Below are 16,226 nucleotides of genomic sequence, written 5' to 3' on the forward strand. Positions count from 1 at the left end.
GTTACATTTTGTGCCAGGAAAGTCGCGCCACTGCTGGATCATTGATTTTTTAAATGATGTTGATAGCATAATCTTAATTGATATATCCATATACTGGTGATAGGATGTATTCAAATTATTCCGACAAAAATGGTATGTAATGTTTGTGGAAGGTTTTAACATCAAACATGGTGAGAATTAGCGGGACAAGACCATGGAGAATGGGGGAAGCGCACGCATTGAATATCGAACCTGTGTTGGAGATTAAAGGATTATCCGTATCTTTTCGCATTAACGATCAATATCACCCCGCAGTCGACCATCTGGATCTGACGGTCAACCCCAATGAAGTGCTGGCTGTGGTCGGAGAATCCGGTTGTGGCAAAAGCGCGCTGGCGCTTTCAATCCCACAACTGCATGACATGGAGCGGACACGTGTCGAAGGAGAGGTTCTTTTTAAAGGCACGAATCTGATCCGCCTCTCCTTAGGGCAAATGAATAAAATTCGCGGAGCGGGCATTGGCATGATCTTTCAGGACCCGCTGACAGCACTTAACCCGTTAATGAGCATTGGTAAGCAGATCGAGGAAAATCTCGATTATCATACTTCCCTTTCTACGAAGCAAAAAAGGGAGCGTGTACTGGAGCTGCTGGAAAGCGTAGATATCCCCAACCCTGTACGTGTGTATGAACAGTATCCGCATGAGCTTTCAGGAGGGATGCGTCAGCGTGTGATGATCGCGATTGCCATCGCTTGCCGACCCTCTCTTATTATTGCAGATGAGCCGACGACTGCGCTCGATGTGACCATTCAATCGCAAATTCTCGACTTGCTCAAACAGCTTCAACAGGAGACCGGAAGCGGAATTATTCTGATTACGCACGATCTTGGCGTTGTGGCCGAAGTAGCCGACCGTGTGGTGGTCATGTATGCCGGAGAAATCGTCGAAAGCGCTGATGTTTTTGAATTATTCCGGCATCCACTGCACCCGTATACGCGTTCCTTGCTGGCCTCCATGCCGGGATCGCATACCAAGGGAGAAACGCTGCATGTCATCGGTGGCATGGTTCCCTCATTGCAAGATATTCCCCGTAGTAGCTGTCGTTTTGCTCCGCGTATTCCCTGGATTCAGCAGGGAATGCATGAAGACCATCCTCAATTAAATGAAATTTCCCCCGGCCATTGGGTCCGCTGTACATGTTACCAGCATTTTCATTTTGAAGACGAGACAAAGGGAGAGGCTGCTCATGGCACTACTGGAGCTAAATAATTTGAAGGTGTATTATCCGGTGCGCGGTGGTTTTTTCCAGCGCATTGTTGACCAGGTAAAAGCAGTGGATGGTGTGTCGATCAGCATAGAGGCTGGCCAAACCTACGGACTGGTAGGAGAATCCGGCTGCGGAAAAACGACGACAGGAAGGACAATTATCGGCCTGAATAAGCTGACGAGTGGACAGATTCTTTTTAAGGGAAAGGATCTTGCGGCTTTGAGTCGTAATAACCGCCATCCGCTGCGTAGAGACATTCAGATGATTTTTCAGGACCCCTATTCTTCGCTGAACCCGCGTAAGCGTGTATTGGATGTCATTGCTGAACCGCTGCGAAACTTTGAACGACTGAGTAATGAGGAAGAGCGGAGGAAAGTACAGACGCTACTGGAGAAGGTCGGCTTGAACGCTGACGCAGCCTACAAATACCCGCATGAATTTTCCGGGGGTCAGCGGCAACGGATCGGGATTGCGCGTGCGCTGACATTAAATCCAAAACTGATTATTGCTGATGAGCCGGTATCGGCGCTTGATGTTTCTGTGCAGGCACAGGTGCTTAATTTTATGAAGGATGTGCAGCGGGAGTTCAAATTGACATATTTATTCATAAGTCACGACCTGGGGATTATCCGCCATATGTGCGACCAAATCGGCATTATGTACCGAGGCCGCTTAGTGGAACAGGGAAGCGAACAGGATATTTATGAGCGTCCACAGCATTTGTATACCCAGCGGCTTATTGCCACCATTCCCAGTATCGATCCAGCGAAGCGGCTAGAAAATGCCCACAAAAGGCAAATGCTTTTATCCTCTTACAAGTCAGAGCTCCCCAAACATCTAGATGCAAGTGGAAAGCCGTTTGCCCTGAAATCCGTAAGTCCATCCCATCAAGTCGCGCTACCCTAAGGGAGGTACAGAATATGTGGAAATTTACAATGCGTCGGCTGCTGGTTATGATCCCTCAACTTTTTGCACTAAGTGTGCTCATATTTTTCCTAGCCAAAGCTATGCCGGGGGATGCCCTGACAGGGCTCATCACTTCAACACCCAATCTGAATCCGGCTGCACTGGAAGAACAGCGGCAAAAACTGGGGCTCAATGACCCGGTGTGGGTGCAATATGGGAACTGGCTTGTCCAGCTTGCTCATGGGGATCTGGGCAAATCTTATGTACATAAAATTAGCGTTACCGATTTGATTGGCAGTCGTTTGGGAAATACGTTTTTTCTGGGCGTAGTGATTCTGGTTCTGACGTATCTGATCGCCATTCCGCTAGGAGTACTTAGCGGTCGGTATCAGCATAGTCTGCTGGATAAAACCGTGGTGGGATATACCTATCTCAGCTTTGCAACCCCCCTATTTATACTCGCGTTGTTGCTGCTGTACGTGTTTGGATTCAGGCTTGGCTGGTTTCCAACCAGTGGCAGTGTGGATGTAGGTGTGGAGCCGGGGACATGGTCATATTACGTGAACAAGTCGTACCACCTCATTCTACCGGCGGTTACGGGCGCATTGCTCAGTACGACGGCTACGATCCAGTATTTGCGCAATGAGGTCATTGACACACGTTTGAAGGATTTTGTAAAAACAGCACGTTCCAAGGGGGTACCCGAAGGAAAGATCTATTCCCGTCATATTTTCAAAAACTCTTTATTGCCCATTGCTGCTTTCTTGGGCTATGACCTGACGGGTGTGATTGCGGGCAACATTTTCCTAGAATCTATTTTTGGTTATCCGGGGCTGGGCCAGTTGTTTCTACAGTCCATCACCCAACGGGACTTTTCAGTCGTGAATGCATTGGTCATGATCTCCGGTTTCTTGGCACTCTTAGGAACCCTTTTATCGGATGTCATCCTAAGCAAGGTCGATCCCCGCATTCGAATTGAATAGAGGACAAGTCTAGAAAAAAGGAGGGATTATGGTGTCTATACAGGTGGAGGAAGTCTTCTCGCCGGAAATCATTCGTAAATCACCATCTAGCTGGTCTGTACTGCGTCGTGAACTGGTACGTGACAAAATGGCCTTGCTTTCCATTGGATTTGTGGCTTTGTTCTTGATTTTTATATATGCCTCTGTCCTGTTTGTCAATCAGGATGTAGTCACGACGGTCGATCTGGGCGCGATCCGCGAAGCTCCCGGCTCAGTGCATTGGCTGGGTACGGATCGAGCGGGCAGGGATATCTTCGGCCAGCTGGTCATTGGGGCCCGCAATTCCTTTACCATCGGCTTTACGATTACTTTATTATCGGCCGCCATCGGCTTGACGCTGGGCTTATTGGCCGGGTTTTATGGAGGACTGGTTGATAACATCATCATGCGGATCATTGATTTTATTCTGGTGCTTCCGTTTTTAATGCTGGTCATCGTATTTGTCAGTATTGTGCCCAAAAGCGGCATAGGGTCTTTTATTTTTATAATGACCGCCTTTTTATGGATTGGAAAAGCACGCCTGATCCGGGCCAAGGTGCTGTCGGAACGGGAACTGGACTACGTCCAGGCTTCCAAAACCCTGGGCACACCCAATTGGAAAATTATCTGGTTTGGCGTGCTGCCCAATCTCAGCTCTATTGTGATTGTCAATCTAACGCTCAGTCTTGCAGGAAATATCGGGATTGAGACCGGGCTTTCCTATCTCGGTTTTGGCTTGCCGGAATCTACTCCAAGCTTGGGGACGCTGGTGAGTTATGCGAATGACCCGGATGTATTGCAAAATAGCTGGTGGATGTGGCTACCTGCCTCATTGCTGATATTGGTGCTAATGCTGGCGATCAACTTTATCGGTCAGGCGCTCAAACGTGCCACGGATGCCAGACAACGATTGGGTTAACCGAAGTTCAAGGATAAGGACAACAACAAGGAGGGGTTTACAATGGTTAAACGTTGGAAAAAAGGGATTCTGCCCGTTCTATCTGCAATGTTGGTGCTTTCTTTGACCGCATGCAGCGGCTCGCCTTCCGCTTCAAATGGAGCAAAATCGTCTGACGGTACAGGTGGAACAGGGACCGACAGCAAGCAGGTGAATACGACGGCGCTGGCAAAGGCGGTCAAGAACGATAAAACCCCGATTAAGGGCGGCATCATCAATTATGCGCTTGTATCCGATACCCCTTTCGAAGGAATTTTAAATCCTGTGTTTTATGAAGGAAATCCGGATTTTGAAGTCTTCCAGTTTTTTTACCCTTCCCTGTTTTCGATCGATTCCAATCTGAATATTGATGATAAAGGAGCGGCGACGATTTCCTTTTCCGCAGACAATAAGGCGGTGACTGTCAAAATTGATCCCAAATTGAACTGGACAGATGGTAATCCTGTTACGGCGGAGGACTATGCTTTTTCCTATGAAGTGATCGGCCACAAAGACTACGAGGGTCCGCGTTATGATAGCTTTATGACCAATATTGTAGGGATGGAAGATTATCATGCAGGTAAAGCCAAAACGATTTCAGGCATCAAGGTGCTGAATGAGAAAGAGGTTACCATTCATTTCAAGGAACCTAATCCTTCCGTAAAGTCGGGACTTTGGTCCACACCACTGGAGAAGAAGGTATTCCAAAACATTCCCGTAAAGGATATGGCCGGATCTGATCCTGTCCGTAAACATCCGATTGGCTATGGACCGTTCAAAATTAAATCTATGGTCACAGGTGAATCTGTGGAATTCGTTAAAAATGAAGATTACTTCCACGGTGCGCCCAAGCTGGATGGCCTTCATCTGAAGGTGGTGAATCCGAATGTCATTACCGAGGCGTTAAAAAGCGGAGAGATCGACTGGGCCAGCTATCCAACCACCCGTTACAACGAGGCCAGCAATCCGAAAAATGTACAGTTTCTCGGTCAGGAGGAATTATCGTACAGCTATGTAGGCTTTAAGCTGGGCAAATTCGATCAGGCCAAGAATCTAAATATTATGGACCGGAATGCCAAGCTGGCAAACAAGTCATTGCGTCAGGCCCTTGGCTATGCGCTGAATAATGAGCAGGTAGGCAAGCAGCTCTATCATGGGCTTCGGATTCCTGCCACATCCTTGATCCCTCCTGCTTTCAAGGGATACCATGATGTGAATGCGAAGGGCATCGCGTATGATCCAGACAAGGCGAAAAAGCTGCTGGACGAGGCGGGATATGTGGATACCAATGGAGATGGATACCGTGAGGACCCTAAGGGTAAGGAATTGGTTCTCCATTATGCAGCAATGAGCGGGGATGCGACAGCCGAATCGCTGGCCAAGTTTTATTTGCAAAACTGGAAGGATGTCGGGCTTCATGTCGAGCTGGTGGACGGTCGTCTACTGGAGTTCAATTCCTTCTATGATCGTGTGCAGAAGGATGACCCCGGCATTGATATTTTTGGCGGCGCATGGAGTACAGGTACAGATGTAGACCCTAGTGGGCTGTATGGACGCGGAGCCAGCTTTAACTACTCGCGCTTTACGAGCGAAGAGAATGATGAGTTGTTGCGGGAAGGTGTGTCTGTGAAAGCCTTTGACGACAATTATCGTAAGGATATATACAATCAGTGGCAGGCGTATATGAGCGAGGAGGCTCCTATTGTACCCACATTATTCCGTTACTCGCTGGAGGCAGTAAATAATCGGGTAGCCAATTACGATATTACCCGCGGCAAGGAGTACGATGCAGACGCGTTTGCGAATATTACGTTGACTTCGGAGAAAGCAGAAGTAGATCAATAATCTAAAAAAGCGCCTTAACTTGATGAAGAAGCGCGAACCGGAATGTTCCGAACTCGCGCTTCTTTTAAACTTTTCATGACATCATTCTGGGGATTCTCGAAGGGAGAGAAGGAAGACGGAAATACGTCAGCTGCAATACTTCATAGCCGTATGCGAGGAACTGCATTTTACGAAGGCTTCGGAAAAGATTGGCATTTCCCAACCCACGCTTAGCTTGCAAATTAAGGCGCTGGAAGAGGAACTGGGCATGACGCTCTTTGACCGTGCAGGCAAGAAAATTAAAATGACAGATGCCGGGAAACTGCTGTTGCAACACAGTGCCCATGCGCTCAAGGGATTACAGCAAGCGAAGGCTTCCATTGAGGAGTTGCGTACCGAGCAGCGCGGGAGTTTACGGATTGGTATCGCATTACCGGAACTGGAAGAGCCATTGCAAGAGATGCTTGCCCATTTCCATCGGTCATTTCCTAAAATCAGCTTGCACATCTGTCCATCATTTGATGTAACAGAACAACTGCTGGATAACCGTGTGGACGTTGGTATCACGCTACACTCAGGTACAGATGACAGGCTTGTCCAACTTCCACTTCGCACAGAGAGGTACTGTCTTATTGTCTCGGTAAATCATGTATTTTCTAATCGCTCTTCCCTTATGCTGGACGAATTGAGGCATCTACCTTGGGCGATGCAGCCAGAGTGTCATCCCGGAAGGAGGCTGATTGAAAAGTGCTTCCGTGATCGCGGGTATGCCTTTACAACCGTCTTGGAGACAAATTCTATACCTTCTATCCTGAACTGGGTGCGGGAGGGACTTGCCGTAACCTTACAGACGGAGTCCCTTGCAGCAGAACTGGATCGTTCACATTTTTGCAATGTACCTATTTTGCATGGCGTGTCCCAAGGTCAGCTAGAGTTGATTTATCGGTCTGACCGTTATCAGGGAGAAGCGATGAAGCGATTGGTTGAACAGATACAAGCTGTGTTAACAGAGCGTTCCAACTAGTGACTACCCAGATAATTATTAGGAGCTTTAATGTGTATGAACTTCCAGCCTGCGTGCAATCAGTGACATACTGTAATTGACGGCAAAGTACAGGAAAGCGGCGAACAGCAGAGCAGGAATGACAAAGGATTGATTTTGTCCACCGACGATCTGAATGTTATGCGTCAGCTCCGGCAAACTGATAATGACAGCCAGTGAAGTATCCTTGAATAGGGAAATGAACTGGCTGACAATGGGAGGCACCATGCGACGAAGCGCCTGGGGCAGAATGATATGCCATAAGGTTTGAGAATAGCTTAGACCGGAGGAACGTGCGGCTTCCAGCTGTCCTTTATGGACCGAATTCAGACCGCTGCGCACAATCTCGGCAATCATGGCTCCCTCGAAGATCGACAGTCCTGTAATGGCTGCCCATTTGAGGGAAATCGAAAATCCGATGGATGGCAAAACCATGCCGATGAAGAAAATAATGAGCAATAAGGGCAGGTTGCGAATCAGATCAATGATAAAGGCTGCAACCTGTGAAAGGACGGGTATACGGGTATAGCGCAGGATGCCGAACACAATACCGAGAACGAAGCTGAATAGGATAGCGTAAATGGCGACCTCCAGCGTGAGCAGGAAGCCCTCCAGTATAAAACGCACATTAGGCCATGCAAACAATCCACCGAAATCCATACGGGCTTCCCTCCTTAGGATGTTTTGGACAAGCGCCGCTCCATATATAGCACGAGAAAGCTGAGCGGAACCGTCAATACAAGATACAGCAGTGCCGTGATCGCATAGACTGTGATGGGCAGGAAGGTATCTGAGTTAATGAGATCCGAGTAATACATGAGATCCAGTCCAGCCACAATCGCCAGCACGGAAGAGTTTTTAACCAGATTGATGAATTGATTGCCGATCGCAGGCAGTACAATTTTAATAGCTTGCGGTAAAATGATGCTGATCATCGTCTGGTTGTAATTCAAGCCGGAGGACCTTGCCGCTTCAAATTGTCCTTTAGGTACAGATTGAATGCCAGCACGTATAGCTTCTGCAATAAAAGAAGCTGTGTACACAGTCAACCCAAGGGTGCCAGATATAAAGCCGTCCAAGGGAATGCCTAGAGTGGGCAGACCGAGATAAAAAAACAACACGACGATCAGCAATGGAATATTGCGAATGACCTCTACATAGACAGTACCGACCCAGTTTAACCATTTAAAAGGTGCAATTCGGAAGATGGCAATGATAGCCCCTAGAATAAAGCTGCCGATCAAGGCAATGACACTAGCTTGAACGGTATGAAGCAAGCCTTCTCTGAAGCGGTCGCCATGATCGAAAAGTACGTTGATATCAAAAGTAAGCATCTACGGATATACCTCCTTTTCCAGAACTAAGAAAGGAAGGAGCACGCAATCGCGGCTCCTTCACAAGATCCTTATTCGGGCTTAACCCCAAACCATTGTTCGTGAAGCTTATCGTATTCACCGCTGCTCTTCAGTTCCTTGATCGTATCATTAATGGCTTGCAGTAGTTCGGTTTGCCCCTTTTTCACTGCAATGCCGTAAGGTTCCTCTGTGAAGTTTCCACCTACTAGGGTATAATTCGGATCTTGCTGTTGCATGCCAAGCAGAATAGAGTTATCGGTCGTCAGCGCTTGCCCTTTGCCTGCCTTGAGGGCATTGAAGGCATCCTGATAGTTTTCAAATTCCAATATCGTTGCTTTGGGTGCTTTTTCGCGGATATTTTTTGCGGAGGTAGAGCCTTTAACAGCGAGCACCTTGGTGTCTGGAGTTAGGGACTCCAGACCTGTGATCGGGCTTCCCTTTTTCACGAGCAGGGATTGCCCTGCATTAAAGTAGACGTCGCTGAAATCGACCTGTTTTTTGCGTTCATCCGAAATGGTCATGGTGGCGATAATAGCGTCGATGTCCCCGTTTTGTAGTAGGGTGATTCGTGTTTTGGACGTGACTTCCTTGAGTTCGAGCTTGGTTTCATCACCAAAAATATGCTTGGCAACAGCCTTGGCGATGTCGATATCAAAGCCCTCGACTTTTCCGCTAGCTGGGTCTTTTAATCCAAATAACTTGGTGTCGTACTTCACTCCAACGACCAGTTTGCCACGCTGTTTGATAGCCTCCAGCCCGTTGGAAGCTGCTGCCTCATTTCCAGACGTTGCTGCTTCTTGCTTGCCTCCACAGCCGGCCAAGACGAGCAGACAGGATAATACAACCAGCACCAAAGTACTCCACTGAAATCTTTTTCTCATCAAAATGATCCCCTTTCGATTGTATTCCATTGGTAATATGTTTAATGATGAATCAGACGGCTTAGGAACAGGCGAGCCCGTTCTTCACCTGGATTTTGAAAAAACTCAGCAGGTTGACTGTCTTCTAAAATCTGCCCTTTGTCCATAAAAATAACGCGATCCGCTACTTCACGGGCAAAGCCCATTTCATGAGTGACGATGACCATTGTGATGCCCTGATGGGCAAGCGAGCGCATGACATCCAGTACCTCTCCGATCGTTTCGGGGTCCAAGGCCGAAGTCGGCTCATCAAACAGCATAATTTTCGGATTCATGGCGAGTCCACGGGCGATTGCAACCCGCTGCTGCTGTCCACCGGACAATTGGGCGGGATAGCTCTGTGCCTTTTCCTCGATTCCGACACGTTTCAGATAGGTGAGGGCAGTTTGAATAGCTTCTTCCTTCGGGATGCCCAGCACCTTCATCGGTGCCAGTACAATGTTCTCAATCACCTTTTTGTGGGGATACAGATTGAAATGTTGGAACACCATCCCGATATTGCGGCGGAAGGCGTTAATATCAATCTTTTTGTCATGTACAGGGACCTCATTAACGATCAGTTCCCCATCAGATATCGTTTCCAGACGATTGATGCAGCGGAGCAGGGTGCTTTTACCTGAGCCGGAGGGACCGATGATGACAACGACCTCGCCCTCCTTAATCTGAAGATTGATGTCTTTAAGTACTTGAAAGTGACCGTAATGCTTGTTGACATTGCGAAATTGGATCAGAGAGCTCACCCCTTTTTTTGTCTTGGATACATCGCTTTGCAGACAGACTAACATGATGTAGTTCTATTAGAATTTTAAAAATTTCTCTCATGATACTATAAGTTTACAATAAAAAACAAGATTTTATGTCAATAAACTTAACGTAATAAGCGTTTTTTACTGTTTTTTTACTAGTTATTTGTTATTTATATGATGGAAACGAATATATATCCACAATTTAATGTTATTTAATTTGACATTAACTATGAAACCTCGACATACAGAGGGGGAAACGTGACAAAAGCAGCGCTATGTTTTACAGTAGGGGAGAAGGAATTTAGGGTAAAGGAAGGATAGACAATGACGAAAGCTATTTCACCGCTAGTCACGGCATTGGGCATGGAGCCCCATCCAGAAGGCGGCTGGTACAAAGAGATGTGGAAGGCCAATTTTCAAATTCCGAAGCCTGTATTGCCGGATGTGTATTCCGGTCCGCGCTTTGCAGCTTCGTCTACGTATTTCTTGCTGCATCCGGGTGAGTTCTCCGAGTGGCATGTGGTCCATTCTGATGAGCTGTGGCTGTACCATAGCGGAAGCCCTATAGAGTTGAAATTGGGTGGAAGCGGAGAAGAGCCTGGCGAAGAAACAATAATTATCGTCGGTGCAGATGTGGAGGCAGGACAGCATCCACAAGCACTTGTACCGGGAACAGTATGGCAAACGGCACGTCCGCTGGGGGATGAGCCTGTATTGGTAACCTGTGTTGTTGCACCAGGCTTCCACTTTGATGATTTCAAGCTGATTGCAAAGGGTAAGGTAGAGTAGAGATTTTTTATCGGCGGGTATAATCTTGGTTAAACAGGACTTACCCGCCTGATTTTATGTTATGGTATCTTTGTTAGTGTTAGAAGGTTGCCGTTTGTTGTATACCTTGGATCTTTGTCTTTTTTCGAAAACAAGCCGCAAGCTTCATCACTCGTGCCGTACCATATGATCTGACGTTTGGCCTCTTTTTGATCCTCTCGTATACAGCATAGCAGTTTCTCCCCATTTCTTTCGCTTGGTACATGGCAATATCGGCCTCTTTCAGTAAAGAAGGCAGAGTCTTTTTCGGAGAAGGATGCATAGTAATACCAATGCTTCCTGTAACTTGAAGATTGATTCCCTGGATATTATAAGGAGCGCTGATTTTTTGCAGCAGCAGCTCTGCCAGAACTGTGACTTGATCGGCATCATAATCCTTCATAATGAGTAGAAATTCATCACCACCGATTCGGAAAGCTTTCTGATTGGAGTTTGTCACCTGGAGTAAATGATCGCTTACCCGTCTGAGCAGCTTATCACCGATTTGATGTCCATATGTGTCATTAATCGCTTTGAATCCATCCAGATCAAGATACATAATAGCAAAGCCCTCTTTGCCGTTGCTTCGTTTCCAAAATAGCTCAAGCGCATTCCGATTGAACAGACCTGTTACAGGGTCCTGATAGGCAAGTTTCCGCAGCAAATTTCTTTCCATCATCACAGAATGTAAAAATATTAACGTATATATCCACAGCGCCAGAGTTAGGCCTATTAGAAGTAAGGCTGTTAAAGATATACTCAATGGGGTCACCACCAATATAGTTTATAGTTTATTCCGCTTCTATTAGCGGCATTAGGTCAGTTGTCTGGCATGAACGATGAGTCGATGTGTCGGATTTACAAGAGGATCACAGGTAATTAATGTGAGGAGCTTTTGTTTTTTGATGCTTTTTAAAACGGAGACATTTGAAGGAGTGACGACTGAAATGTTGTAGACCTTGTATACGTATTTTTCACCCCGAGTGTGAATTAGAATCTGATCTCCGATTTTCACCTCATTAAGCCGGTTAAATAAACGTCCAGTTGTTCGTGAGCGATGAGCGGCTATGGCAGCATTCCCCACCTGGCCGAGTGTCGCAGTTTCCGACATATGTACGGCCGCATATCTCATATGCTGTTGGGTCGCACCTTCGAGTACAGGAAGCTCCAGCCCGATACGATCAATCTGGATTGTAGCGATTGGGGCTTGCTCTGAAGCCGACGATGGGGGAGTGGCTTGTGACAATTGTGGCCCATCCGCTGCTGCAGTATTTGTCAGCCAATTGGACAAATTTGTATACCCTTTAATCATTTCGGGAGTCAGTGTCGATGAATCTGTATTTGATAATGATTCAGCTTCCTGTAATAGCTCTTTTTGCTTTTGATCTTCCAACCATTCATTAGCGGTAGGAAATAACATGATGATGATTCCTAACATGATGCTCACGTACGCCAGCTTACGCAATTGAAAAGCCTCCTAGTACAGTAATCCATAGATCGGACATGTAAAATAATTCCCCTTCTCGCAAATGATGAGCTGAGAAGGGGGATTTTTGATTATAAAATGCTATTTATTTTTTATGCGTTCGTCTATAACCCAGATAGGCCCCCAGAAGAATTAAGAACATGCCACTTACATAGAAGGGAGCAGGACTGTTTTCTCCTGTCTTTGGCAATGTATCCACCTTGGGTGTATGCCCCGGGTCACTTGGATCTTCTGGTTTTTCTGCCGGTAGACGGATTACACCCTTAGGTATGGGATCTTCTTCAATCTTCACGGGCGGAGAAGGCTCCTGGTGAGGATCGGCTTCTGGTGTCTCGGCTTGCACCCCTGGTTCAGCGGGTGGTTGCGCCTCTGGTTCTACAGGTGGTTGTTCAATAACCGGAACGCCCAACGGAACATCCTCATCCTCGATAATTTTCGGCTCTTCGGTTGTTACGGGCGTAACAGGCGTTGCCGGAGGTTCAGTTATTTCAGGGTCCTTATCATGTTTTTTGCCTGAGCCCGGATTCGTAGGTGTACCTGGATTTGTAGGTGTACCTGGGTCAGTAGGTGTACCTGGGTCAGTAGGTGTACCTGGGTCAGTAGGCGTGCCTGGATCAGTAGGTGTTCCTGGACCCGGATCAACCGGAGTGTCCTTTTTGTTAGTGATGACGATTTGTTTAATGCCTGAACTTTGTTTGATGGTTGCATCTATTTTGATTTCTGTTTTTGGCGCTGTTATTTTGTAGCCTTCAGGAGCAGTAAGCTCCTCCAAAATGTAGTCATCATAACTCAATGAAGAAAATACGATTTTCCCGTCCGAATTGGTAGTTTGGACAAGAGGTGCTCTTTTCTGATTTTTGTCATAGAGTGCAAAACGGGCCCCGGGCAGTACCTTATTGTGATCGTCCTCATCAACTTTGGTAATCTCCAGACTTCCCGTCACTCCTCCTCCTGATCCCGAACCAGAGGATGTGCGCACGATAATTTCTTTACTTGTTTCCCTGGTTTCGGTGGTCAAACGATCACCCTCGAAATTAACCTTATTGCTCACTTTCGCCTTGTCTTCAGCTTGAAGAAAGGATTGATATTCCAAAATATAACCCGATGATATAGCTTTCGTGAAAGCAAGCTCAAAGGATTGCTGGCCTTGAGCAGTCGTTGTTATTTTTAGCATATAATCCTGATCCTTGACTAACTCCGTGTCCTTGACAGCTTCTCCGTTGGCAGACACTTTGGTGGAGTATAGATGAAAGGAGTCTTCAATCAGAATTTGATTATTGCTGGGCGTATCCACGATCCTTGCGTTGGAGACATGGGATTGCCCTTCATTGATATGGATGTTCCAGTCGATTTTATTTCCATTCTGAGCACCGGACTTTGTCACGTATTCTCCACCGTGGGGCACAGTCACTTTGGCAGTCCATTCCGAATCTACATTTTTCCCATCCATAAGCAGAGCGTTATTGTTAATCTCTTTATCAATAAGCTCTCCTTCCAATGTTGTTTGGAAAGTGACCCAGTAAGGAGAGTTGGTGGACTGGTTAAACTGGATGCTCAGTTCGTTGTTGTTAGCGGCGGAAGGTAAAACCAGAGTATATTGGCTCGAAGGTACTTCGGCCCCTTTCTGTACGCCATTCCACCATCCAAGCAGGGTCATATCGTATACTTTAACAGAATTTGGGACCAACTTTTGGCCTTGTAACAAGGTATCTCTAATCTCAGCATGATTGAGAGTTTTGCGGTTGTAGTTGGCCTTGATGTCCCATGTAATTTGTTTGGAGATGGCATTGTAACTACCTGACTTAGCCCCGTTTTGCTGGGTCATATTGTCCGGCCATAATCGAGCTTCGGCCTCTGCAGTTTGTGTTGTTCCGTTGTATAACCAAGTGATAGAGGCTTTGTTCCAAAAGTCCGGCTTGGTTTTGTCAATTTTCCATTCGTTATTAAATGTAGTTGTATAGTTGATGGTATACGTATCTTGAATCTTTTTATGAAAACGGATAGTGAACCCTTTTTTGTAATCTAGCGTAAGAGGGATCAGTTCGTAGTCTGCCGGTGATGTTAGTGTTGTTTTTCCGTCCGCGCTTTGGATCTTCAATGTGTTCGGCAATAAGGCCAGACCGCCATTCGGGAAGACATCGTCAATAACGACTTGATCCATTGTATACTTATCTTGATTAATGGAAATGACCCAAGGAATCGTTTTAGTGTTATAGTTCGGTTCCTTATAGCCCTTGGTGATAATTATACTTTTTAGCTCTGTGGTGGTTTCTTTTGTTACTCCGTCAGACGTTACACTGTTCGTTATTTTTCCATTTTCAAGTACACGATCTATGGCCTTTGTCTGGTAACGGATGGTATATGGCGCATCAATATCCGTATTGAAAATCAGATTGAAACCATTGGTACCACGATCGTCAGTAACTAGGGTGACGCTGTATTCCGATGCAGGGAGCTCATCCTGTGTATCCCCTTTATACACTTTAAGTGAATCTATGATGAGTTGTTGGCTGCTATTAAAACGGTCACTCAACGCTGCTTTAGCTGCGGGGATTTTTTTGTTGGCAAAATTATATTTGATTGCCCATGAGATCGTTTGTGTGACTGGGTCGTATTTTTCCACTTTTTTGCTTAAAAAATCCCCGCGTTGAACAGTGACTGTAGCCGTTGCGGAGGCGTCCTTCACATTATCCCCTGAAAAAGTGGCTGTATTGGAGAACCGAGTATCTTCGCTTGTTATGTTCGTGGAGTATTGAATACGGTAGGCGCTGTTAATACTCTCGTCGTTAAAGCGGATTTTGAAGCCTGATACAGCCGGATCAGCCTCAACTGTATACTTATCTGCACTAACAGTGTCCCCCAGCACGGTGGTTCCGTTCACATTAATTTGTAAATGATTTACCCGGATGGAGTCCTTGACTAGTTCCAGTCCTTGGGGAGTTGGGTCGGTTACTACAGCGTGTTTGATAGGGTCCAAGTGTTTATTTACGTCAACCGTCCAATGGATCTGATTTTTCCCATCAAACTTTCCTTGTTTCTCCATAGTAGGACCAGCTGCAGGCTTAATATTTACGATAGCTGTTTGCTCGCCGCCTTTGATTGGGATCGCAATAATAACTTGTGTACTGCCTTTTTCTATTTGTGTGCTAAATTCAGTTTTGATCTCCAGCTTACCGCTGACATTAGAATGGCTTTCTACATAATCATTAAATGTCATAACCACTTTACCTTGTCGGTCTACGGTAAAATGGCCTACTTCTCCATCTGTATTCGTCAAAGGAGACGTAATATCTGTATAAATTTGAAATTGTTCGGGTAATTGAAAGGTAAAGGTGTCTCCAGCTTTATACGCATGGTTCGGCAGTTCCCATTCATAGCCTAAATGGATGGCGGAACCAATATCAATACGGCTATCGGGGTTATACACTGCATCAATAACAGTTCCTGTAGAATCTGTAAGGGTTAGCTTGGTTAAAATACTTTCCTGAGTTGCCCTAACTTCAGAAGTTGAGCCCGCAGTTGGTTCAGGGACTGGAGCCGGGACAGCAGGTGGGATGTTAATTGGCTCTGAGGGCATTGGATAAACATCGCTAGTCACACTCTGAACCGGATCGGTTCCTGGGGCCACTGGCAGAGTAGAGTCGGGATTTTGTGCATAGACTTGTGTGGTGCTGAACAAGCACTGCAAAAAGAGCAATAACGCAACCGTTGCTGCATTCCATTTTTTTCTCATACGGTAAACAAATCTCCTATTCTTAAAATACTCTTATTTAACGGCTAGTGGTTATTCCTTCGAGGGCGAGAGAACTGTATTTATATATTCATCATTCATTCATATGATGCTATGTTAGCCGCATTAATACTTAGTGAAAATTTGTGAAAATTCATATTCGGGTGTGAAACTCCTCCTTTTGTCTTGAAATTAGGATCATGGTTAGAGATCTCATTGTCTTT

General features: G+C 46.1%; 14 protein-coding genes. 7 read left to right on the forward strand and 7 right to left on the reverse strand.

Going from position 1 to position 16,226, the window contains the following annotated elements; all coding sequences use genetic code 11:
• Positions 1–218 precede the first annotated feature (218 nt).
• From ACQQ6X_RS01985 to ACQQ6X_RS02010, 6 genes are all read left to right on the forward strand, one after another.
• On the forward strand, positions 219–1,250 hold the full coding sequence (locus tag ACQQ6X_RS01985) for an ABC transporter ATP-binding protein (RefSeq protein ID WP_305167843.1): 1,032 nt from the start codon (positions 219–221) through the stop codon (positions 1,248–1,250).
• A complete protein-coding gene (locus ACQQ6X_RS01990) occupies positions 1,228–2,154 on the forward strand; it encodes an ABC transporter ATP-binding protein (RefSeq protein WP_305167844.1) in 927 nt (308 codons plus the stop codon). Before ACQQ6X_RS01985 ends, ACQQ6X_RS01990 begins: the two co-directional genes overlap by 23 nt.
• Positions 2,155–2,168: 14 nt before the next feature.
• Positions 2,169–3,137, forward strand: coding sequence for an oligopeptide ABC transporter permease (gene opp4B / locus ACQQ6X_RS01995; protein ID WP_017427175.1), 969 nt, complete (start codon positions 2,169–2,171; stop codon positions 3,135–3,137).
• A gap of 28 nt (positions 3,138–3,165) precedes the next feature.
• Positions 3,166–4,074 carry an ABC transporter permease gene (locus ACQQ6X_RS02000; protein ID WP_305167845.1) on the forward strand — a complete coding sequence of 303 codons (909 nt, stop codon included), beginning with the start codon at positions 3,166–3,168 and terminating at the stop codon, positions 4,072–4,074.
• 42 nt (positions 4,075–4,116) lie between these two features.
• The gene (gene opp4A, locus ACQQ6X_RS02005) at positions 4,117–5,937 is read left to right on the forward strand and encodes an oligopeptide ABC transporter substrate-binding protein (protein ID WP_305167846.1); all 1,821 of its coding nucleotides are present in this window, start codon (positions 4,117–4,119) and stop codon (positions 5,935–5,937) included.
• Positions 5,938–6,097: 160 nt separating this feature from the next.
• On the forward strand, positions 6,098–6,940 hold the full coding sequence (locus tag ACQQ6X_RS02010) for a LysR family transcriptional regulator (protein WP_430493594.1): 843 nt from the start codon (positions 6,098–6,100) through the stop codon (positions 6,938–6,940).
• 27 nt (positions 6,941–6,967) lie between these two features.
• Here the strand turns inward: ACQQ6X_RS02010 and ACQQ6X_RS02015 are convergent, their stop codons facing one another.
• The 4 genes from ACQQ6X_RS02015 to ACQQ6X_RS02030 form a co-directional block, all read right to left on the reverse strand.
• Complete coding sequence (locus ACQQ6X_RS02015; RefSeq protein ID WP_305167848.1) at positions 6,968–7,618, reverse strand: amino acid ABC transporter permease; 651 nt, start codon at positions 7,616–7,618, stop codon at positions 6,968–6,970.
• A gap of 14 nt (positions 7,619–7,632) precedes the next feature.
• Positions 7,633–8,292 (reverse strand): amino acid ABC transporter permease, encoded by a 660-nt coding sequence (locus ACQQ6X_RS02020; RefSeq protein ID WP_063212365.1) that lies wholly within the window; start codon positions 8,290–8,292, stop codon positions 7,633–7,635.
• Between the two features lie 71 nt (positions 8,293–8,363).
• Positions 8,364–9,194, reverse strand: coding sequence for a transporter substrate-binding domain-containing protein (locus ACQQ6X_RS02025; protein ID WP_305167849.1), 831 nt, complete (start codon positions 9,192–9,194; stop codon positions 8,364–8,366).
• A gap of 41 nt (positions 9,195–9,235) precedes the next feature.
• Positions 9,236–10,018, reverse strand: a complete 783-nt coding sequence (locus tag ACQQ6X_RS02030) for an amino acid ABC transporter ATP-binding protein (protein WP_305167850.1) — start codon at positions 10,016–10,018, stop codon at positions 9,236–9,238.
• 285 nt (positions 10,019–10,303) lie between these two features.
• Between ACQQ6X_RS02030 and ACQQ6X_RS02035 the strand changes: the two genes are divergently transcribed.
• Positions 10,304–10,768, forward strand: a complete 465-nt coding sequence (locus tag ACQQ6X_RS02035; RefSeq protein ID WP_142614685.1) for a cupin domain-containing protein — start codon at positions 10,304–10,306, stop codon at positions 10,766–10,768.
• 79 nt (positions 10,769–10,847) lie between these two features.
• Here the strand turns inward: ACQQ6X_RS02035 and ACQQ6X_RS02040 are convergent, their stop codons facing one another.
• The 3 genes from ACQQ6X_RS02040 to ACQQ6X_RS02050 all read right to left on the reverse strand — a co-directional run bounded on the left by ACQQ6X_RS02040 (position 10,848) and on the right by ACQQ6X_RS02050 (position 16,005).
• A complete protein-coding gene (locus tag ACQQ6X_RS02040) occupies positions 10,848–11,465 on the reverse strand; it encodes a diguanylate cyclase domain-containing protein (RefSeq protein ID WP_430493526.1) in 618 nt (205 codons plus the stop codon).
• A gap of 135 nt (positions 11,466–11,600) precedes the next feature.
• Positions 11,601–12,251 carry a class D sortase gene (locus ACQQ6X_RS02045; RefSeq protein ID WP_305167851.1) on the reverse strand — a complete coding sequence of 217 codons (651 nt, stop codon included), beginning with the start codon at positions 12,249–12,251 and terminating at the stop codon, positions 11,601–11,603.
• A gap of 106 nt (positions 12,252–12,357) precedes the next feature.
• On the reverse strand, positions 12,358–16,005 hold the full coding sequence (locus ACQQ6X_RS02050) for a collagen binding domain-containing protein (RefSeq protein ID WP_305167852.1): 3,648 nt from the start codon (positions 16,003–16,005) through the stop codon (positions 12,358–12,360).
• Positions 16,006–16,226 lie beyond the last annotated feature (221 nt).

The sequence above is a fragment of the Paenibacillus ottowii genome (assembly GCF_050516475.1).
In the GTDB taxonomy this organism is placed as follows: Bacteria; Bacillota; Bacilli; order Paenibacillales; family Paenibacillaceae; genus Paenibacillus; species Paenibacillus ottowii.